This is a genomic window from Blautia sp. Sow4_E7, assembly GCF_052116245.1.
In the GTDB taxonomy this organism is placed as follows: Bacteria; Bacillota; Clostridia; order Lachnospirales; family Lachnospiraceae; genus Blautia_A.
Map to the genome: position 1 here is coordinate 93982 of NZ_JBQKLL010000003.1, position 22244 is coordinate 116225.

The window sequence follows — 22244 nt, forward strand, 5'->3', positions numbered from 1 at the left end:
TTTGCTGCCAGCCAGGGAATTCATCTGGAAGATATGAACGGTACTTCCATCCTGCTTCTCAGCAACATCGGCTTCTGGGCCAATATCCCCCGCAGTAAAATGCCATCCTCCCATTTTCTTTTGCAGATCGAGCAGGAATCCTTCTCCGAGCTGGCCCACCACTCCGATTATCCCTGCTTCGCCTCCGACTACTACATCCGCCGCGGCCAGGCTGTTCCCGGGAAAGTAAACGTGCCGATCGCAGATCCGGAATGTCACACAGATTACTACCTTTCTTGTCTGAAAGAAAATGCAGGAAAATACGGACCACTTTTTAAGCAGATCACGGAAGCAACCATCTTTTAATATTCCTCTTAAAAAGCGGCTCTTCCATTGCTATTTTGGGAATAAAATGGTACTATATCCTTATGTGATTGCTCCCTGTGAACATTTCTCCACAAGGAGCTTATTTTACCAGATGAGGAGGAACATAATGAACGATTACAGAATGGGAACCAAGTGTGTTCAAGCCGGGTATAAACCTGGAAACGGAGAACCACGGCAGATCCCGATCATTCAGTCAACAACTTTTAAATACGATACCAGCGAGGATATGGGAAAGCTTTTCGACCTTGAGGCGGAAGGTTATTTCTACTCCCGTCTTCAGAATCCTACCTGTGACCATGTAGCAGCCAAGATTACTGCAATGGAGGGTGGAACCGCAGCTATGCTTACTTCTTCCGGACAGGCAGCCAATTTCATGGCTCTGTTCAATATCTGTGAGTGCGGAGACCACATTGTGGCTTCTTCTTCCATTTATGGAGGAACCTTTAACCTGATCTCTGTTACCATGGCAAAAATGGGAATCACCGCAACTTTCGTTTCCCCAGACGCAACCGAGGAAGAATTAAATGCAGCTTTCAAACCGAATACAAAGGTTATGTTCGGCGAAACCATCGCGAACCCGGCACTTACTGTCCTGGATATTGAACTTTTCGCAAAGGTTGCCCATGCACACGGTGTTCCCCTTGTAGTCGATAATACCTTCCCTACACCAGTGAACTGCCGTCCTATTGAATGGGGTGCTGACATTGTTACTCACTCCACCACCAAATATATGGATGGACATGGTGCAGCACTTGGCGGTGCTATTATTGATGGCGGTAACTTTGACTGGATGGCGCACAAAGACCGATATCCGGGACTTTGCACCCCGGATGAGAGCTATCACGGAATTACCTACGCTGAGAAATTTGGAAAAGAAGGTGCATTCATCACCAAATGTACAGCTCAGCTGATGCGTGATTTCGGTTCCATGCAGTCCCCGAACAGCGCTTTTATCCTGAATCTTGGACTTGAGTCCCTGCATGTGCGCATGCCGAAGCATGTGGAAAATGGACAGGCTGTTGCAGAATTTCTGGAAAGCCACCCGAAGGTAGCTTATGTAAATTACCCGGGACTTCCATCCAATAAATACTATGACAGAGCGAAGAAATATTTGCCAAACGGCGGCTGCGGTGTTGTTTCCTTCGGTCTGAAGGGCGGCCGGGAGGCAGCTTCCACCTTTATGCAGAACTTAAAGCTTGGCGCAATTGAGACTCATGTAGCAGATGCAAGAACCTGCTGTCTGAACCCAGCCACCTCCACCCACAGACAGATGACAGACGAGCAGCTGATCGAAGCTGGCGTACCGGCAGAGCTGATCCGTATCAGCCTTGGACTTGAGGACAAAGAGGATCTGATCGCGGATATTTCTAATGCGCTGGACGCAATTAAATAATTGCAGATTTTCCACAATAACAGGTTAAAATCATAGCGTTTTGCACTTTTGGAAACTCTTAATACACAGATATCCCCGTAACAGACTTTAAATTTGGTCTGTTGTGGGGATATCTTTTATCACTAAAACATATATTACGTCAATTAGTTTCGATGTAACTGCTTCGTTTTGCAAATGCTATATCGGATTTTTTTATTGTAATTCCAGGGCAGGTATGGTACAATTTACCCGGTTAACGGAATGCAGTGCCAGGGGGAGCGCCCTTGTGCTGCGGTCAGGATTTGTGATGACGAAAACCAGATTGCGAGGGAGCCCGTAGGTCCGGGTTGAGAGGATCCCGTCAGGATCGACCGAAACCTGTTCACCTGTTTTTTGCAGGTGGATTGTCAGCATCTGCTCGAAAGTCATTTTCGATACATGCTGAGAGGCATGTATTTTTTTGTTTACGCAGATAAGAATAATGGGAAATCCGTTTCCAAACATGTCATCATGTGAAATTTGGTATTTTCCTATTATAACCGACTTCCAGCAGAAATAAAGTTACTGCCCATTTTATCCGCAGCATTTCACTTTGCGGAATATTCCAAATGCGTAGTAACACATTATCTTATCAAACAAAAGCATGGAGGTATTTCACTATGAAGAAACACATTGTATCCGCACTTTCCCTGGCATTATGCCTGGGACTTACCGTTGGGAGCACTGTCACTGTTTTTGCAAAAGACACCAAAACCATTGATTCTCTGAAGATTGCATTTTCCCCATATGCAGATTCCGACACCATCACCACTGCTACAGAGCCGCTGGAAGATTTACTGAAGGAGACACTTCTCGCCAAGGGTTATGACGTGGAGAACGTGGACATGACAGTAGGTACAAGCTACACCGCTGTTGGCCAGGCTTTAAGTGCGGGAAGCGCAGATATCGGATTTATTTCCGGCGGAAATTACGTACTTTTCTCTGATGACTGTGACGTTCTTCTTACTGCACTCCGCTATGGAATCAACAAGGATTCCGATGACCCGAAGGACTGGAATGACGGTACCATAGAGGAGAATACAGATGAGATGTCTACCTATTACCGTTCTATCATTCTGGCTGGTCCAAGCGAAAAGGGACAGGCTTTGCTGGAAAAGGTAAATAACGGCGAGGAACTTACCTGGGATGATCTGAACGACGCTACCTGGGCTGTTATGGGACCGACTTCTGCTTCCGGTTATATTTATCCAAGCTTATGGCTGAACGAGAAATATGGCAAGGGAATCAGCGATCTGGCAAATGCTGTGGAGTCTGATTCTTATACCACTTCTCTTGCACGTCTGGCTTCCGGACAGGCTGATGTGATGGTTTCTTATGGACATATCCGTACCAAATATGCGCCGGAGTGGAAAGAGACTTTCGGCGGCACAGATGATATGGTGAACCAGACTGGTGTGATCGGGGTTACGGATAAGATTTACAATGATATGATTGCTTACAGCAAGACTTCTGAAGTTATGCAGGATGAAGATTTCCGCCAGGCGTTGGGAGATTCTTTTATTGAGATTGCGAATACAGACGAAGGAAAAGATATTATCAGCGTGTTCAGCCAGGTAGGATATGAATGGGGCGATGACTCCAATTACGATGGCGAGCGCGAGGCGCAGGAGCTCTTGAAATCTATGGAATAAAATGTTGCCGGGGCTTTTAAGTCCCGGCAATTGCTATTTAGTGGGTTAAAAGTTCTTGAAAAGGGACGCATTCGGACAATGGGTATTGCTCAAATGCTGTGTACTGGCTGAAACTTAGCGCATTAAATAGCAACAAAATCATATTTAAGGCAGGATTATCTATGAATTTACAGATTCAGCATATCGCAAAAGAATTTCATAATGGCACAAAAGCCCTGATAGATGTGGATTTCTGCGTCTCGCAGGGGGAATTTGTCTCGGTGATCGGGCCTTCGGGGGCGGGGAAGACAACGCTCTTTCGCATTCTCAATGGAATGATGGAGTGCACTGGGGGACAGGTGCTTCTGGATGATAAACGCTTTGATTCTCTAAATGGAAGGAAAAAACGTGAACTGCAAAAATCCATTGCAACTATTTATCAGGACTTTTGTCTGGTGGAGAATTCTACCTGTCTGAAGAATGTGCTGACTGCCGGACTTCCGGATATGGACTTTTTCCGGGGCGTGTTTGGACTTTATGGAAAAACACGTAAAGAAAAAGCTCTGAAACTGCTGGATCGGGTTGGACTTCTGGAAAAGGCAGAGGAACCCGTTAAAAATCTGTCTGGCGGGCAGAAACAGCGGGTGGCGATTGCAAGAGCACTTATGCGGCATCCGGCGATCCTGCTGGCAGATGAACCGGTGGCGTCTCTTGATCCAGTTACCGGGAGACAGATTCTAGGATTGCTGAAGAGTATTCATGAAGCTGACGGTGTCACTATTTTAATGAACAGCCATAATCTGGAATTCTCCCAGGAGTTCTCTGAACGACTTATTGGTCTGAAAGATGGCAGGGTTGTATTTGACGGTAAGACAGCTGATCTGACTGATTCTATCACCACACAGATTTATAACAAAAATGATACCCAGATAGAGAATAAGCGAGGTATCGCTTATGAATGATAACAAAACAATCAAGAATTCCACTGTAACAAAATTTGCTGTTCCAATTTCTTTTCTGATTTTGTTTTTCCTTGCAGCAAATTTCACAGGCTGTGACCTTGTGACTTTCTGGAAACGAAGGAGCCACCTCACTGACCTGGTCGTGGATATGATCCCGCCAGATTTTTCCTATATTCAGAAAATCCTGCTGCCACTTTTTTACACCATTCAGATGTCCGTTACCGGAACTGTGCTGGGCACCTTTTTTGCCCTTGTACTCTCGCCTTTTGGCGCTGCAAACTTAGAATTTCCAGCTGTAATACGACGGATACTTAGAATTGTGATCCAGATTCTCCGTTCTTTTCCAGCCCTGATCCTGGCACTTACTGCTACCTTTCTTTTCGGACTTGGAACATTTGCAGGTACCTTTGCCATCACCTTGTATACCTTTGCCATTATGACAAAGCTTACCTATGAGGATGCCAGTGCTGCCGATAAAAAAGCGTATCAGGCACTTCGGGCAATGGGTACTTCGAAATATGCGGCTTATATCCATGGAATTTTACCTGAGATCATTCCTGGATTTCTCACCAATGCCCTTTACCTGTTGGAAACCAATGTACGGCACAGCTCTATTCTGGGATATGTGGGAGCTGGCGGGATCGGGCTGCTTCTCAATGAGAAAATTTCCTGGCTGGAGTATGACAAGGTTGGGGCCATTCTGCTGATGTTGTTTCTCACAGTGTGTGTGATCGAATATTTCAGCAGGTATCTGGCAGCTTTGATTCGAAAAGAGCGAATGATAAAAAAAGAGCATGCCAGACTGCTGATCATGCTGCTGGCCGCCCTGTTTCTGATCTGCACGTTTACTCTTTCCCCGCCGGATTTTTCCCGGACCAGTCCACAGACTTTACGAAATATGTTCGAAGGTTTTCTGCATCCGGACTGGAGTTTCTTTTTTTCTGCAGGAAAAGACGGGCTTGGGTATCTTTTGTTGGAGACAGTGTGTATTGCTTTTATTGGAACTGTGACCGGAGCCATTGTGTCTGCGCCGCTGGCCTTTCTGAATACGAAACGATTCGTGCCAGTTTTTGTATCCTTTATTTTTAACCTGGTGATCATGGCCATCCGCTCGGTGCCTTTTCTGGTGTATGGACTGATCTTCATCCGGGTATCCGGGCCAGGAGCTTTCACAGGAGTATTGACATTGGCCGTGTGCAGTATCGGACTTCTCACAAAGAGGTTTACAGAAGCACTAGACGCCCTGGACCTTCGTCCCTATCATGCGCTGCTGGCCATGGGTGTCCGTCCTCTTCCCGCCATCTGCCACAGTGTTCTGCCACAGCTGAAGCCTGTTTTTACCTCCATCATCCTCTACCGGTTCGATGTGAACATCCGTGAAGCTTCCGTTCTCGGTCTGGTAGGCGCCGGCGGAATCGGAGCTCCCCTTATTTTTTCCATGAATCAATATGACTGGGAAAAGGCTGGTGCGATCATGCTGGGATTGATTCTGTCGGTGTGGGTTATCGATATGGTATCTGAAAAAACCGGAGCTGGAAATTGATATCCAGCTCCGGTTTTGGGTCAGGTTGTGAACAGTAACCCTGTCACCTTAACACACTCAAAGTAAATTTTTCCTTTATTTTTTCAATTCTCTATAATTCTCAGCCTTATCATACTCCTTATGCACGCCATCATCCTCGTACAAAGTATAACTGCTGCCTTCATATCCTAACATGGTAAGCATGGAAGTATCAATATCCCTCACGCACTCCGCTGCCTCTGTAACCGGAATACACTTACCGCTTCGGATAAACAGGGGCACTTCATTTAATGCAACCTCCACATAATGAACACCCTTTTCCAGAATCTCCTCAGAGATACTTCCATCTGCCAGGAATTTCACAAACTTCATTTCTTCTGGCAGGTAAACATAGCGGCCTCTTGCATTCTGCTCATAGACCGGTGCGATCATGATCTCATTTCCAAGGATCAGCTGGTCTTCCACGCGGACAGCCATCTTGTCATCCGGATAAACGAAGCCAAGAGGTTTGAAATACATGTCATCATTTAAAGCGGCCTTCATGTATTCGCTGTACAGATAGGGCACAAGGCGGTATCTTGTATTTACCACACTTCGGAAATCCTCAATATTCTCAAACTGGTAACATTCCTGCTCTCTTGTTCCGATTGCGGAATGGTTTCGCATAAGCGGAGTGAACACACCAAGTGCCATATGGCGGAGTACCAGGTCTCTTGTTGCATCCGCGCCAAAGCCGCCAAGATCTGCACCTGTGTAAAGGAAGCCGCACATATTCAGGGACGGCAGCATTTTCAGGTTCAGAAGAATGTGTGACCACCATGATTTGTTGTCTCCCATCCAGATTCCACCATAACGGTGCATTCCAATATAGGAAGAACGGGAAAACATCAGGAAACGTTTCTCCGGATCAATGCGGTCGAAGGCTTCGCCTGCTGCTCTTGTCATATTGTAGCCAAACAGGTTATGTACCTTGTCGTGACGGATCTTTTTGCCATCTACATTGTGATAAAATCTGCGGTAATCCTCCGGGTTGTTTGCAAGACCGTTTAACTCGCCCTGCATTTTCCAGATGTGGATCTTCCCCTCTTTGTCCTGGGAAAATTCCCCGGCAAGCTTCTTCGCCTCTTCCATCCCCTCTGAGGAATAGAAAATGGCAGGCTCATTCATATCGTTCCAGAAGCCTTCGATTCCCTGGTCAATGAGGAAGCGGTATTTGTCGCCAAACCACTTTCTGGCATCCTTGTTCAGCACATCCGGAAAATGAGTGTCCCCTGGCCATACAGCTGCCACAAAATCACTTCCGTCCTCCCGCTGGCAGAAGTATCGTTTTTCCACACCTTCCTCGTAAACATCATAGCCGCTTTCCACTTTTACACCGGCATCAATAATGGGGATCAGGCGGAGCTCCTGGTCTTTCATCTCTTTTACAAAATCAGGGAAATCAGGGAAATTCTCTGGATTCAAAGTGAAATCCTTGTAGGAATCCATATAATCAATGTCCATGTAGATCATATCCAGAGGAATGTGATTCTCACGGTAGCCAGCTGCCACCTTGCGGAAATCCTCCTTGGTGGTATAGCCCCATCTGCTCTGTCCGAAGCCAAATGCAAACTTCGGCGGAATATAGCTGCGTCCGATCACATGGCGGAACTGCTTTACAATGTCGTAAGCAGACTCACCCTCGATCACATACACGTCCAGATCTGCATCTGCGCATGTCACCTTCAGGGTATCCATTCTGGTATACCCAATGTCAAAGGTCAGCTCAGATGGGTAATCGAAAAACAGACCGAAAGTTGTCTTTCCACTTACGATAATAAAGTTGTGGGCACCATACAGGGAGCGCTTGTCCTCCGTGTGGTTTGGATCATCGGTACAATTGCTGATGTAGCAGTAACCTCTTTTGTTGATCCCACGGTTGGCCTCTCCAAGCCCATAGACAATATCATCCTCCTCCATCACATAAGTAAAATCAAAGCCACTCTCCAGGCTGATCTTCCCATAAGGAAAAGCGCCATCTGCTGTCTCAATCTCCTCTATCAGCGCCTCCGTATTAAAAGGAGCGCCGTATCTGTACTTTCTGATCATAACATTCTTCCTCATCTTTCATAAAAAGGGGCAAGAAATTTTGCCCCTTTAAGTCTGTTTATGCTGCTGTCCTTTTCACGTCCAGCAGCCTTTTTATTTATATAACACAAATGCCTCATAAGGTTTCAGCACGATCTTACCCTCAAATACTTTTCGGCCAAGGTTTGTGATCAGACACTGGGAACCTTGAAATTCTGCAGGAACTTCAAATTCTGCAGATTGCTGGCTGAAATTGCATACTGTAAGAAGTCTTTCCTCTTCCAGCTTTCTCATATATGCGAAAATCTGGTCATCCTCACGGCAAAGCGGTTCAAACTCACCGTACACAATAATCTCTTTTTCCTTGCGAAGCGCGATCAGTTTCTGATAATAATGAAAAATGGAATCCGGATCATCCAGCTGGCTGGCGGCATTGATTTCTTTGCAATTCGGATTTATTTTAATCCATGGCTCTCCATCTGTAAAGCCTGCTTTTTCAGAACCATCCCACTGCATAGGTGTTCTTGCATTGTCACGGCTTCTAAGCATCAGACATTTCATCATGTAATCCGGCTCCATAAGCCCTGCATCTGTCAGCTCGGTATAATACTGAATGCTCTCAATATCCTTATAATCCTCCAGCTTACAAAAATATGCGTTTGTCATGCCAAGCTCTTCACCCTGGTATACATAAGGGGTACCCTGCATCATATGGAGGCAGGTTGCCAGCATTTTTGCAGAAGTCTCTCTGTATGCCGGATTGTCATTTCCAAATCTGGAAACGCTTCTTGGCTGGTCATGGTTTCCCAGGAAAAGACTGTTCCATGCTTTTCCCTGAAGCTCTTCCTGCCATTTGATCATGGTCTTTTTGAAAGCCTTAAAATCATATCTGTCAGTGGTCCATTTGCCAAACTCCACATGCTGGGATGCATCTTCCACATGTTCAAACTGGAACACCATATTCAGCTCGCCGCTGTCTTCCCCGGCATATTTCTGTGCCTCTTCAATGGTAACACCGGAGGTTTCCCCAACTGTCATAATATCATATTTGGATAAAACCTCACGGTTCATTTCCTGTAAAAATTCATGAACCCGCGGACCATGAATGCTGTACGGGCCAAAATCCCCATACAGGCCACTTCTCACTTCTCCATCCGGGAAATTCTGATCCTTGGAGATCAGACTGATCACATCCATACGGAAGCCGTCGATTCCCTTGTCGCACCAGAATTTCATCATATCGTAAACTTCCTGGCGCACTTTCTCATTTTCCCAGTTCAGATCCGGCTGTTTCCTTGAAAACAGGTGGAGGTAATACATCTGTGTCTCATTGTCATATTCCCATGCAGAACCGCCGAATACACCGCCCCAGTTATTTGGCTCTTTTCCGTTTACCGGATTTTTCCAGATGTAATAGTCACGGTACGGATTGTCCTTGGACTTTTTGCTCTCTAAAAACCACTGGTGCTCGTCTGAAGTATGATTGACAACCAGGTCCATCAGCACCTTGATTCCACGCTCATGTGCCTGGGAAAGCAACTCCTCATAATCCTCCATGGTTCCATAATCTTTGTAAATTCTGCGATAATCTGAAATATCATAGCCATTGTCATCCTGCGGGGACTCCAGCATAGGTGAGATCCACAGAACATTTACCCCAAGCTCCTTCAGATAATCAAGTTTCTCTATAATTCCTCTGATATCACCAATTCCATCCCCATTGCTGTCATTGAAGCTTTTTGGATAGATTTGATATACAATACTTTCTTTCCACCAGTTCTTCTTCATTTCCTGGCTGTCCTCCTGATATTCTATATTTGTTTTCCCTATTTTACCGCACCGGCAACTACGCCATTCATGATCCATTTCTGGCAGAAGATATACACGATCAGCACTGGCAGCAGAACAAGCAGATAAGAAGCAAATGCCAGATTATAATCAACAGAAAACTGTTTCTTAAATACATACTGGGCAAGCTGCAGTGTCTGCTGGCTTTCATCACTTAACAGTACCAATGGCATGGTAAAGTCATTCCAGGTCCACATGAAGGAAAGGATTGCAACTGTAGCTGTGGTAGGCTTCAGAACCGGGAAAATGATCCTGGAAAAAATCTGGATCGGATTAGCCCCGTCGATCATAGCCGCTTCGTCAAGTGCCTCCGGGATTGCCTTTACTGCGCCTGTATAAAGGAACGTATTCATAGGCAGGCCGAAAATAATGTACAGGAATGTAATTCCGAAAATATTATCCAGGTGAAAAGCATTTGCCTGCACAACCAGCGGAAGCATGATTACCTGGAACGGTATAAACATGGCACTGATAAAGTAATAATACATAATGGAAAAGAATTTGCTCTTTTTCCGGTTCCTTGTGATGGCATAAGCTGCAAAAGAGTTTGTGATCAGTGTGAAAAACAGATTCACAACTGTGATAAACGCTGTATTAAAAAACTTTCTCGGGAAATTGGTCATTACCCAGGCATCTGCAAAGTTCTGAAGTCTGATTTTCCTTGGCAGTGCCAGAATGTTGTTCATATCTGTGGGATCCTTGATGGCGATCATCAGTGCCATATAAAGAGGCAGCAGGATGACAAGTACGATTCCAATGATCAGAAGGATCGTAACAGGCCAGTTGTAACGCTCTTTTACTTTCACTGTATTCTGTTTCATCCTAATTTTTCCTCCCTCTTCTCAAGTACACGCAGCTGGAATACGGAAATCAGTACCACTACTACAAAAAGCATGACTGCATTGGCTGACTGATAAGCGAACTGTCCGCCTCCGAAGCCTTTTTTGTAGATCAATACTGCAATAGATGTGGTGCTGGTTCCCGGGCCGCCTTCTGTCATGGCCATGATCTGATCATAAACCATCAGATAACCTTTTGCGGAAAGTACCATATTGATGGTAAAAGACGGTGCCAGCAGAGGGAATGTGATCTTACTGAATCTTTTGAAGCCTGTGGCTCCATCCAGGTCGGCAGCCTCATATACGTCTGTGTCAATGGACTGAAGTCCTGCAATGTAGATCAGGGTGTTAAAGGCGCATCCGATCCATAAGGATACTGCAACAATTCCCCAGATTGCATGATTGGTTCCAAGGATATTTACACTTAAAGCTTTGATTCCAAGACCTTTTCCTAGCTGTGGGATCAGGTTTGCAAAAATATAGTTGAAAATAAATCCTACGATCAGACTTCCCAGCATATATGGAAGGAAATAAAAAGCTTTGATCGTGTTTTTAAACTTGATCTTTGCATTTAATGCACATGCCAGGATCAGACTGATCACGTTTACCAGGATGGTGGTGATCACCGCAAATTTAAATGTAAATAAATATGCATTTCCTGTATCTGCATCAGAAAACATATGGATATAATTTCGAAGTCCTACAAAATTCCACTCTCCATATCCTCTCCAGTCTGTAAAGCTGTACATAACACCTCTTAAGAATGGAATGGTGTGGAAGGTGAAAAACAGAACTGCAAGAATTCCTACATAAATGTAGTAAACCCGGTTGACAGCAGGCTTTTTCCGTGGTGCTTTATTCTTCATGGGATCCTCCCTTATTTTCCATCAGTCTACATTTGCAATGTCGTATTTCTCATCGCACTGTGCAAGGAACTGATTTATGTTCTCCTCGTTGTCCATTCCGTTTGTGTAGTTCAGACACATTTCGGTCAAAAGCGCGGACATATCAAATCCGGATGGATAATAATGATCCTGGAAGTTTGCAACTTTTCCAGCTGCAATATCTTCTTTCACACCAGCTACTGTTTCGTTTTCCTGCTCTACGCCTTTTACAGCAGAGAAGCCAAACTGCTCCTCAATATACATTTTCGCATTTTCCGGTTCAAGCATAAAGGATACAAATTCTTTTGCCAGTTCTTCATTTGCACTGTCTTTGCATACGCCAAGAAGTACATCTACACCAGATGTTACATAGTTCTGGGATTCATCATTGGAAGCCGGGAATGCAAACATATCTACATGAATATCTGCATTTGCATTTTTGTACTGGTTGATCGCCCAGTTTCCATTGATGATCATGGCTGCTTCGCCATTTGCAAAAGCTTTGTTTCCATCATCATAGGTAAGTCCCATGAAATCGTCCTGCGCATAGTCAAGAAGTTTCAGATACTTCTCTGCAATTTCCTCGTGAGTTCCAACGAATGTGGTCTTGCCTTCTTTACGTTCATCATTAAAGCCTTCCGGAGCAAGATCGGACGCAATACTGTTCCATGGGCAGATACTTGTCCAGGCATCTTTGTATGTCATAAGGAGCGGTTGCTCGCCTGCTTCCTGAAGTTTCTCGATCACATCAAGGAACTCGTCCCAGGTCTTCGGGATCTCAATTCCGTATTCCTTGAATTTATCTACGTTATAAATTACACCGGAAGCGTTTGTTGCGTAAGGAACGCCATATACTTTCTCTTCTTTGTCCTTATTTACATCATATACCATCTGAAGGTAGGATTCCTGGATGTTGGAAATGTAATCCTCGTCACTTAAGTCCACCAGCATTCCGGCACTTTCCACCTCTGTGTAGTTGTTGTCACCGCCCATTGCAACAATATCCGGCATGTCATTCTTCGCCATTCTGGTCTTTAATACAGTTCCCGCATCTGCCGGAGCTGTGATTTTGATCGTCACGTTCTCATGTGTCTCATTGAATTTGTCTACCAGTTTCTGAAGAATGTCTTTGTTCTCTGCCTTACTGGAAAAGAGCTCCAGTTCTGTTCCTTTTGCAGAAGAATCTCCATCAGAGGAACCGCCGCATCCGGTCACTGTACCAGCCAGCAGTGTACCTGCTATTAATGTGCAAATAAGTTTCTTATTCATTTTTCTTTCCTCCATCATTTTACTTAATGAAGGCTGCGCAGCACTTGTTTATTTGAAAGCTTTCCCGGACACGTCTGTCCTGCTTTCCTTTCGGTGGCTTCATAATATCGCAGCCTTCCTGCAAAATCAACAGGTTTCTCGAGAAACTTAAATTGTAAACAAACTTTTATTTTACAATTTGTGCATATTATACAATTATTTTGTATGCAGAAGAGCGGCCACACCAGGCGCTCATTCCGCGCTCTAATTTACACTTTCCCCAGATGGCAGGAATTTCATGCAGGTTGTTTTCTATTTCTTTTCAGATATACGCAGAAAAAAACAGCCTGGCTGCTAGAGCGTGTTTGAAAAAGGCTCTAAGAGTCAGACTGTCTTCTCTATAAATTCTTTTGATTTGTTTATTCATGTTTTCACAGAATCTCTTTTTACCAGGTATACCGGACTTTTTACATTAAACTCCTTCAGCTGCTCCCCGGCCACCATCCGGAGCAGACGGCTGAACGCCAGATGTGCTTTCTGACTTACATCCTGGTGGACCGTTGTAAGTCTTGGACGGACCATTCTGGCATAGATACTGTCGTCAAAACCTGTAACAGATACCTGTTCCGGAACCTTAATTCCATGATCTGACAAAAAGTTCATAGCCTCAATAGCTGCGTAATCTGAGGAAAACGCCACTGCTTTTACCTGCAGAAAGCGTGGAAGAAGTTCTTTATATTTCTGGATACGGTGGTTTCTTTCTCCCGGGATCACAATCAGACGGGTGCGGCTGCAGAATTTCCCGTCCTGTTCCATAGCCTGCTTAAAGCCCATCCAGCGGCTGTAATCACTGTCAATGTCTGTCTCTGCAAGGAACAGTGCCTTGTCAAAGCCACAGGAATAAAGGTAACTTCCGATCTGGTAACCACCGGAATAATCATCCACTCCTACATTCTGGAAAAAGTATTCCCCTGCCGGATAAGCATCTATAAGAACCATTTTCTTATTCAGCTTTCTGGACAGTTTCCGGTATCTTTCATCATTATATCCCAGAATGATAAGTCCTTCTACATTCCATCTGGAAGCAATATCCACCACGTTCTGGATATTCTCCCCACCGATCAGCATGACATAGTATCCTTTCATCTCAGCTTCCATCTGAATGGTTCCTACAAGTTCTCCTACAAAGGAGTCCTGCAGGGAGTACATTCCATGTGTCTGGGCAAAACCAAGTACCACGCCTATGATCCTGGAACCATGTCCGGACAGCATAACAGATCCCATATGAGGAACGTAATTTTGTTCTTTCAGGATTGCCGTTATTTTATCAATGGTTTCCTGGGAAACCCTTTTGGTATTGCCGTTTATTACATTTGATACGGTAGTCCTGCTCACTCCCGCCATGTCCGCAATATCCTGAAGACGGATCATCTGATTTTCCTGCTCATATCATGCCATTCTTCCCCGCCCCACACGGAACCGGAGATTCCGTCGTCGGTGTAGCCCATTTTTTTGTACATCTCTACTTTGTTATCCAGGCAGGTCAGGTACAGGCATTTGCGGCCTTTCTCCTGCTCTCTTGCCGCATAGCGGGACATGATTTCACGGGCAAGCCCCTGATGGCGGTACTCTGGGAGCACGTCGAGACCGAGGAGCATAATATTTTTTCCGCTTGGATCGTGAAGTGTGATATCCGTGAAAAACTCATCCCGGAATACGTCCTCATCTGTTGCCACTCCGTTTAGGAAGCCTGCGATTTTCCCTGTTTCTTTGTCTACTGCAACCAGAAATGTCTCCGGCGCATTTGCCACTCGCTCCTTCATGCTCTTAGCCGAGCATGCCTCATTTGGCGGAAAACAGATCTGCTCGATCTGAATCGCCTGGTCGACCTCCTCGGGGCGAATATTTCTAAACTCGTATTTTGTTGTCATTTTATCAAAATTCCTCCCAGATATCTTTTCGTCTCATTATACGCCAGACCGGATAGAAGGTCAATTTGCTATTTTGTGTGCTAAGTTTCAGCCAGTACACAGCGTTCGGGCAATGGGTATTACTCCAGCGAACCATTTCAGGCGCGCCCTTAGCGTAGATGAAATCCAGCGCTTACGAAGACTTAGGAGTGACGGCTCTCCGGAACTCCTTAGTCGCAGTTAGCGATTAGTTCATCGTAGCGTTGCGCCGGTGAGTGAGTAATACCCATTGTCCGAATGCGTCCCTCCTGAAGAACTTTTAATCCACAAAATAGCAAAATGGCACCCTACCAGAAGCAGAGTGCCATTCCCTATTTCTTATGCGTCTAATCCCGCATGGTATCCCATATAAATTGCATTTGTGATGTTGCTTGGACGGACGCAGTCGCCGATTTCGCGGACAACTGGGGCGCAGTCGCGGAGTGCATCTACTGCGCTTCGGTTTGCTCTCTGGCCAACTGCGCAGATCACGGATTTTCCAGGAACCAGAACTTCATTTCCATCGGAATCCTTGCAAATCACGCCGTCTGCAGTCACTTCCATTCCCTGATATCCAGTGTGGGCCTCCACATACTTGTCGATCATCTGCATCAGGATCGGGCGGTGACGGATGTTTGCGTCTGGAGCAAGCTCTGGACGCATCTCAACCAGATGCACTTTTTTGCCCTCCTGAGCCAGATGGATGGCTGCCTCACAGCCAGCAAGACCACCGCCAAGAACAACAACAGAATCGCCCACCTTCTCTTTTTCCAGATAGTAGTTATTTACTACAACTACGTTATCTCCATCCATACCTTTCAGCGGCGGAACAATCGGGTTAGAACCAACGGCAAGGATCATTACATCCGCTTTCTCAGCTTCCGCATACTCTGGAGTCACTTCTGTGTTGCAGCGGATCTCCACGCCAGCCTCAATAGCCTGAGCCTCCAGGGAAAGTCCCAGCTGGTACATCTCATGCTTGAAGTCGATGGCCTGCTCGCATTTCAGGATTCCGCCAACTTTATCACTCTTTTCGCAAAGAACAACTTTGTGTCCACGAAGTGCTGCTGTAACAGCTGCCTTTAATCCAGCTACACCGCCGCCTACAACCAGGACTTTTTTCTTCACTGCTGCCGGGAGCACTTCTGTTCCCTCGATTTCTCTTCCGATCAGAGGATTGACCGTACATCTTCTTGTCTGAGTGGTCGGTCTCTCTGCCATACATGCAAAACAGCGGAGACATTTTACGATCTTGTCGTCGTTTCCGGAAACCACTTTCTGCGGAAGGTATGGATCAGCCAGAAGGGCACGTCCCATGTAAACGACATCCGCTTTTCCAGAAGCGATAATCTCTTCCATCTGCTCCGGATCATTTAATGCACCAATGGTTGCAACCGGCTTGCTCACATGCTTCTTAATCTCTTCCGCCAGGTATACGTTCACGCCATGCTCTGCAAACATGGACGGATGAGTGCGGAAAAATCCGAACTGGTAGGAACCTGCGGATACGTGGATCAGGTCAACATAAGGCTCAACTGCCTGGGCAATTCTCACGCCCTCATCCAGATCATAGCCGCCCTCGAAAAGCTCAGAACCGCTCATACGGAACTCAATCGGGAACATAGGACCAACTGCATTTCGTACCTCTTTCAGAACTTCCAGGGTAAAACGCATTCTGTTCTCGAAGCTTCCGCCATACTCATCTGTTCTGTGGTTAAAATATGGAGACATGAACTGATTCAGAAGCCAGGTATGTCCGCCGTGAATCATGATCATCTCGAAACCAGCGCGCTTTGCCAGGATTGCAGTCTCACCATAACGCTTTACAATATCGTCGATCTGCTCTTTTGTAAGGGCTGTCACTTTCATACCGTCTGGTCTCACGCCATCGCTTGGACCATACTGGGTAAGCCCCTGTTTCTTATTCTTATCTGCCATGTAAGTTCCGGCATACTGTCCGGAATGGGAAAATTCCACGCTTGGAACTGCACCATGTCTCTTGATCGCATCTGCGGTAAAGGTAAACGCAGCAAGAGAGCCCACAGTTGCCAGGTCCAGGTGAAGCATATGGGAGCCGTCTGTCTCAGGATGCACTACAAGCTCACTCATGGTTACGGCTGCTGCGCCGCCTTTTGCGCGAAGCTCGTAAAAGGCGCGGGTTCTCTCTCCCGGTACGCAGTCCTTGTCAATGTCAGTTGCTCCAATCGGGGAGGCAAACATACGGTTACGGAAGGTTACATTTCCTAATGTGATAGGCTGACATAAATGTGGGTATTTTCTTTCCATGATGAAGTTCCTTTCTATGTGGTTTATTCTTGTTTTATAACAATTTGCGCATAAATTTTATATTATCATTATTTATACAATTGTTTTTATAACAATTTTTCTTTTATTTTTATGGTACGATTATGAAAACAGTACTATCATTGTGTTCTTTGACTTTTTTTTATTTGTTCTATGCTTTCTTTTTTGCAAAAAAGCGATACACAAAGGTAAGTACAAATCCAGCCAGGCCAAAGGCACATGCTACCAGGAATGCACCGTGATAAGTGCCCTCTGTCATATAAATCTTTCTCATTGCAGACGGCCCGAAGTATCCGGCACCGGCAAGACCGATGAACATGATTCCATAGTTGACGCTGTTATTTTTTGCCCCAAACTGATCGGCTGTGAAACCAGGATATACGCCCATAAAGGAGCCAAAGCTAAGACCGATTCCTGCGATTCCAAGATAGAAGGTAACATATCCGCCCTGACCAGTCATATATAAAAGCAGAAGACCGACAACTCCAAGTACACTTGCTACAGACAGTGTATTGATCCTTCCGATCCTGTCAGACAAAAGCCCTGCCAAAATACGTCCTGCTGCGTTGAAAACAGCCAGAACAGAAACGGCTGTGCTTGCCATGATCGCAGTCATTCCTACCATATTAGTAGCAACTGCAGATGCCTGTGAGATAACCATCATTCCACTGAAAGCACCACAGGTAAACAGAAGAAGCATCACGTAGAACACTGGAGTTTTCAGCATCTCTTTCCAGTTTTTGTTTTCCACCTGGTTTCCTGCTGCCGCTGCCGGAGGTGTCCATCCTTCTGGTACAAAACCTGCCGGGCACTGCTCCATAAAGAAGGAACATCCGCAGATGATAACAAGGAATGCGATTCCTACGATCTTAAATGCTGCTGCAGCATCTGTGGCTGCTACGATTTCAGTTACGATCGGAGGCAGGATTACAGAACCCAGTCCGTAAATTGCGGTTGTGATTCCTCCAATCAGACCTCTCTTATCCGGAAAAAATTTCATACAGGTGCTGACTGCAGTTCCATATGTCATTCCAAGACCAAGGCCGAAGATCAGGCCATAAGTGACGATCAGTGCACCCACACTTGTGGCAAATCCGGAAGCGATCATTCCTACACCAACCATAATCCCGCCTGTGAGGATAACCTTCTTCGGTCCAAACTTATCGTTGAAATATCCTCCTGTGATCATGGTGATCGGACCTACGGAATTGGCAATGGTGTAAACAATTGCAAGGTCTGCTGTGGTTAAGGCTACGCCATTTCTGGCACTTAAGAACTCAGCCATGGAAGCCGCGAATACACTCCATACATAAATGGACCCCAGGCACAAATTGATAAAACAACATGCGATCAATGTTCTCCACCGTTTTCTGCTTAAGTTCATTTTGTCTCTCCTTTTCTCTGTTTGTTATTTTTCTGTCAATGCTTGTTTAGATTAACACAGATTGTGCGATATGTAAATAACGACATATAAAATATTACATGTAATTATTAACAATATTTTTGACTTATTTTTGTGAAAAATGAAGATTCATAAGAAATGCAACCAGATTTTTTTCCATAAAAGTTGGAAAATTTTTCTTATATGGTATGATAGTCTATAGAATTAAATTTACGAAAGCGAAAATAAAATGCGAACACTAAAATACGCCATCCTTGGCCTTTTAAATCAAAAAGAAATGACCGGCTACGATCTGATGAAGCAGTTCGAATCTACCTTATGCGAATTCTGGTCTGCCAAGCACAGCCAGATCTACCCGGAGCTTAAGAAACTTACAGAAGAAGGAAGTATCACATACCATCAGGAGTCCTCGGACAATGGCCTGGAAAAAAAGCTGTATCATATTACCCCGGAAGGGCAGCAGGATTTTATGACCTGGCTCTCTTCCGAAACACCTACCCAGCCTACTCCTAAGGATATCTCCCGGCTGAAAATATTTTTCTGCAGCTGTCTTTCCCCTGAAGACCGGAGATTTATGCTGGAAGAGCAGGTGTACAGACACACCGCCCGCTTAAAGCATCTCCAAAATAACCAAAAAAAATTCTCCCAGGTACCAGACAGCAATTCCGATGAATTCGGAGACTATCTGGTACTCATGGGAGCAATCATGCGTGAAGAAATGATGATTGAGTGGCTGAGAAAATCTATTAGTTTACTAAATTAATTGCTATTTAGTGGGTTAAAAGTTCTTCAGGAGGGACGCATTCGGACAATGGGTATTACTCACTCACCGGCGCAACGCTACGATGAACTAATCGCTAACTGCGACTAAGGAGTTCCGGAGAGCCGTCACTCCTAAGTCTCCGTAAGCGCTGGATTTCATCTACGCTAAGGGCGCGCCTGAAATGGTTCGCTGGAGTAATACCCATTGCCCAAATGCTGTGCACTGGCTGGAACTTAGCACACTAAATAGCAATTTACTTCGCTATGCCCACCTATCCTTTTATTTCTCTCTATATTTTCCCTGTGAAAGATCTTCCACAACTTTTCCATAATATTTGTCTACGTCAAAGAAAAGCATGCACACAACACAAATCACAGAGGTAATCACCGGAACCCATGCAAATGCTACGTTGATGGAAGCAAGTGCAGATGCGCTCTGTGTCTCAAGCTGGGCATTAAATCCGCCAGCTGCCAGGATCCAGCCAAGTGCTGCGGTTCCAATACCGGAGCCAACCTTCATGCAGAAAGAAGAAGCTGCATTTCCCATTCCAGCTGTGCCGTATCCGTTGTACCACTCGCCGTAGGTGATAGCATCCTGAAGGCATCCAAACATAGTGGCACCGCCGCAGCCAAATCCGATTCCTTTAATAATAGAGGAAAGGCAGATCAGGGTGTAGGAAGTAGTCAGACCGGAAAGCACGAATCCAACAGTTGCAATCGCCATACCAGCCATGAACAGGTAGCGTTTGCTCACCTTTTTCATAATAAATGGTGTAATAAACAAAGTGATGATCTGGAAAATGGACAGCAGGTTGGAAACCATTGCATAGTAGCTGTCGCTTCCCATATTGTACATAGTAAAGTAAACGGCAGATCCAAAGAAGCAGGACATCATGAAATACATAGCGAAAAGGCTTACAACCATAAGCATCCAGTATTTGTTTTTCACAAGACCTACAAGACCTTTTGCAAAAGATACCTGCTCTCCTGTACCATCAGCACTTTCCTCATGCACACGCTCTTTACAGATAAAGAACATAAACATATTCAGCACAATAAATACAAGCATTAAAATTACAAATGTAACCGTCCAGCCCTTCTGTGTATAAGCATCTCCGCCGCCGAAGAAACCGGTCATTTTCAGAACTACTGTATTGATGGTCATGGTTCCTGCTGTAGCAAGAAGATTACGGAAGTTTCCAAGAAGACCTCTCTCATACTGGTTCATTGTCATAAGTCCCTGCATAGTTGCATAAGGAACATTGATTCCAGTATAGAAAATAGTGGAAACAAGGTTATATGTAAGGAACATGTATGCAATCTGCACTTTTCCGGCAAAAGCAGAAGGTACGCTGAACATCAGCACTGTACACACTGCCAGCGGAATACAAAGTCTTGCGATCCATGGGCGGGCTTTTCCCCATTTGCTGTGGGTATGGTCTACAATATAGCCCATTGCCAGGTCGGAGATTCCATCCAGGAATTTGGAAATTGCAATAATGGAAGCTGCTGCCGCTGCACTTGCACCTACCACGTTTGTGTAATAAACCAGCAGGAATGCGCTGATCGCGGAATAAACAAGGTTTCCTGCATAATCACCAATACCATATGCAAAACGTTCCAGGAAGGACAATTTCGCGTCCGGATTCATATTTTCGTTCTTCATTTCTTTTTCCTCTCTTCTTATTTTGTTATTTCTGTTATATAAATTCTATAGTTAAATCCTTCTGTCCTTATTTTCCGTCAATATTGTGATTCTATTTTTCGATCGGGAACCATCCGAAGTCCACACATCTTCCAAGGTCCCAGCTGTCCCAGCCTACCCAGCCAGGAGTGTTTACGGTATCTGTAAGCAGCTTGTAACTCCAGTAGAAATAGCCGCTTCCTGCATCCCATGCGTCCAGCTGAGCCTTTGCAACTGCATTGTAGATCTGTTTTTTCTCCTCTGCGCTGACCTTCTCTTCGGCAAGACCTTCCACACCATTTAATACAGTCTGTCCGCCTTTGGTGTCTGTGCCAACTGCAAGAGAATTAAACAGGCACCATTCTCCGCAGATCACCGGAAAATACTCCTGCATTTCTGCAATATCCTTCTTCAGCTCTTTTACATAATCTTCCACAGTCTGTTCACAGCCATTCATCTCTGCAACCATCAGATACTGGTGAGTGTCCAGAACCACGTTCTTGTATTTCTCTTCTCTCATGAAATCTTTCCATGCTTTTAAGCGGAAAGCATCGTGAAATACCACATATTTCTCTTCCGGCATAAATTTACGGATACGGTCATACGCTTCCAGATAAAATCCACGGATGAACTCCATCGTATTTGGTTTTGTTCCTTTTGCTTTTTCCGGGTCAACTGCCGGGTAACGCTCCGCCACATGCATGTTCTCCCACATATCCTCCAGAACCGGCTCATTGAGGATCTCAATTCCCCACAAACCTTTTCTGTTTCCATATCGTTTCGCAAGACGCTCCAAAACCGTAAGCTCAAATTCTACCTCACCCGGCTCCTGTGACCACTTGCATACTCCACTGATTCCTCCGTTGTCAAATCCATTCTGGCTGTCTGGTGCAGTATGAAGGTCGATGAGAATCTGAAGTCCGTATTTTTCCGCCCAGTTAAATGCCTTATCCAGTTCTTCGATGCATCCGATAAAAGGCTCTCTGTCTCCGAAGATAAAATACGGAACCGGAATACGTACCGCATCCATTCCCATAGATTTAATTCTTGTGAAATCTCTCTCTGTGATGTACTCGGAACGATGGATCTTGATCCTTGCCTCGTACACTTCCTTTGACAGCTGAGTTGGCAGATAATATTCATCTTCTGCGGTTGTTCCATCAAATAAAGAAGGGCTCATCCACTTTTCCAAAACTAACCAGTTTCCAAGATTGACTCCTTTAACCTTCAATTGCTTTTTCCTCACTTTCACTGATTCCTTGATTTATATTTTATCCACGCGCGCTTTGTTTTTTCATCTGCTATTTTATCTGGCAGGAGCTGGAATTTAAATTATAATTCTTTGTGTTTTATCACTTTTCTCAG

General features: G+C 45.1%; 17 protein-coding genes. 6 read left to right on the forward strand and 11 right to left on the reverse strand.

Annotated elements, in window-relative coordinates; all coding sequences use genetic code 11:
• Positions 1-33: 33 nt before the first annotated feature.
• The 5 genes from ACTQ50_RS03240 to phnE all read left to right on the forward strand — a co-directional run bounded on the left by ACTQ50_RS03240 (position 34) and on the right by phnE (position 5913).
• Positions 34-345 (forward strand): hypothetical protein, encoded by a 312-nt coding sequence (locus ACTQ50_RS03240; RefSeq protein WP_441482938.1) that lies wholly within the window; start codon positions 34-36, stop codon positions 343-345.
• A gap of 127 nt (positions 346-472) precedes the next feature.
• A complete protein-coding gene (locus ACTQ50_RS03245; RefSeq protein WP_441482939.1) occupies positions 473-1759 on the forward strand; it encodes an O-acetylhomoserine aminocarboxypropyltransferase/cysteine synthase family protein in 1287 nt (428 codons plus the stop codon).
• A 638-nt stretch (positions 1760-2397) separates the two neighbouring features.
• Complete coding sequence (locus tag ACTQ50_RS03250) at positions 2398-3429, forward strand: phosphate/phosphite/phosphonate ABC transporter substrate-binding protein (protein ID WP_226820832.1); 1032 nt, start codon at positions 2398-2400, stop codon at positions 3427-3429.
• Between the two features lie 161 nt (positions 3430-3590).
• The gene (gene phnC / locus ACTQ50_RS03255) at positions 3591-4370 is read left to right on the forward strand and encodes a phosphonate ABC transporter ATP-binding protein (protein ID WP_441482940.1); all 780 of its coding nucleotides are present in this window, start codon (positions 3591-3593) and stop codon (positions 4368-4370) included.
• Positions 4363-5913 carry a phosphonate ABC transporter, permease protein PhnE gene (gene phnE, locus ACTQ50_RS03260; RefSeq protein ID WP_441482941.1) on the forward strand — a complete coding sequence of 517 codons (1551 nt, stop codon included), beginning with the start codon at positions 4363-4365 and terminating at the stop codon, positions 5911-5913. The genes phnC and phnE overlap by 8 nt, the downstream gene beginning before the upstream one ends.
• 75 nt (positions 5914-5988) lie before the next feature.
• Here phnE and ACTQ50_RS03265 read toward each other — a convergent pair whose 3' ends face one another.
• From ACTQ50_RS03265 to ACTQ50_RS03305, 9 genes are all read right to left on the reverse strand, one after another.
• Complete coding sequence (locus tag ACTQ50_RS03265) at positions 5989-7980, reverse strand: glycoside hydrolase family 31 protein (RefSeq protein WP_441482942.1); 1992 nt, start codon at positions 7978-7980, stop codon at positions 5989-5991.
• Between the two features lie 93 nt (positions 7981-8073).
• On the reverse strand, positions 8074-9747 hold the full coding sequence (locus ACTQ50_RS03270) for a glycoside hydrolase family 13 protein (RefSeq protein ID WP_441482943.1): 1674 nt from the start codon (positions 9745-9747) through the stop codon (positions 8074-8076).
• Positions 9748-9785: 38 nt separating this feature from the next.
• Complete coding sequence (locus tag ACTQ50_RS03275) at positions 9786-10628, reverse strand: carbohydrate ABC transporter permease (protein WP_441482944.1); 843 nt, start codon at positions 10626-10628, stop codon at positions 9786-9788.
• Positions 10625-11512, reverse strand: coding sequence for a carbohydrate ABC transporter permease (locus ACTQ50_RS03280; RefSeq protein ID WP_441482945.1), 888 nt, complete (start codon positions 11510-11512; stop codon positions 10625-10627). Before ACTQ50_RS03280 ends, ACTQ50_RS03275 begins: the two co-directional genes overlap by 4 nt.
• Before the next feature lie 21 nt (positions 11513-11533).
• Positions 11534-12799 carry an ABC transporter substrate-binding protein gene (locus tag ACTQ50_RS03285; RefSeq protein WP_441482946.1) on the reverse strand — a complete coding sequence of 422 codons (1266 nt, stop codon included), beginning with the start codon at positions 12797-12799 and terminating at the stop codon, positions 11534-11536.
• 402 nt (positions 12800-13201) lie between these two features.
• Positions 13202-14209: a LacI family DNA-binding transcriptional regulator gene (locus tag ACTQ50_RS03290; protein ID WP_441482947.1), complete on the reverse strand. Its 1008-nt coding sequence runs from the start codon at positions 14207-14209 to the stop codon at positions 13202-13204.
• Entirely contained in the window at positions 14206-14709 is a 504-nt protein-coding gene (locus ACTQ50_RS03295) for a GNAT family N-acetyltransferase (RefSeq protein ID WP_441482948.1), read from the reverse strand. The genes ACTQ50_RS03290 and ACTQ50_RS03295 overlap by 4 nt, the downstream gene beginning before the upstream one ends.
• Before the next feature lie 357 nt (positions 14710-15066).
• Complete coding sequence (locus ACTQ50_RS03300; protein WP_441482949.1) at positions 15067-17013, reverse strand: oxidoreductase; 1947 nt, start codon at positions 17011-17013, stop codon at positions 15067-15069.
• Between the two features lie 169 nt (positions 17014-17182).
• Entirely contained in the window at positions 17183-18415 is a 1233-nt protein-coding gene (locus ACTQ50_RS03305) for an L-lactate MFS transporter (RefSeq protein WP_441482950.1), read from the reverse strand.
• A 247-nt stretch (positions 18416-18662) separates the two neighbouring features.
• Between ACTQ50_RS03305 and ACTQ50_RS03310 the strand changes: the two genes are divergently transcribed.
• Positions 18663-19196: a PadR family transcriptional regulator gene (locus ACTQ50_RS03310; RefSeq protein ID WP_441482951.1), complete on the forward strand. Its 534-nt coding sequence runs from the start codon at positions 18663-18665 to the stop codon at positions 19194-19196.
• A 279-nt stretch (positions 19197-19475) separates the two neighbouring features.
• On the opposite strand, the gene ACTQ50_RS03315 is transcribed toward ACTQ50_RS03310, so the two are convergent.
• Positions 19476-20861 carry an MFS transporter gene (locus ACTQ50_RS03315; RefSeq protein ID WP_441482952.1) on the reverse strand — a complete coding sequence of 462 codons (1386 nt, stop codon included), beginning with the start codon at positions 20859-20861 and terminating at the stop codon, positions 19476-19478.
• Between the two features lie 91 nt (positions 20862-20952).
• Positions 20953-22110, reverse strand: coding sequence for a glycoside hydrolase family 5 protein (locus tag ACTQ50_RS03320; RefSeq protein ID WP_441482953.1), 1158 nt, complete (start codon positions 22108-22110; stop codon positions 20953-20955).
• Between the last annotated feature and the right edge of the window lie 134 nt (positions 22111-22244).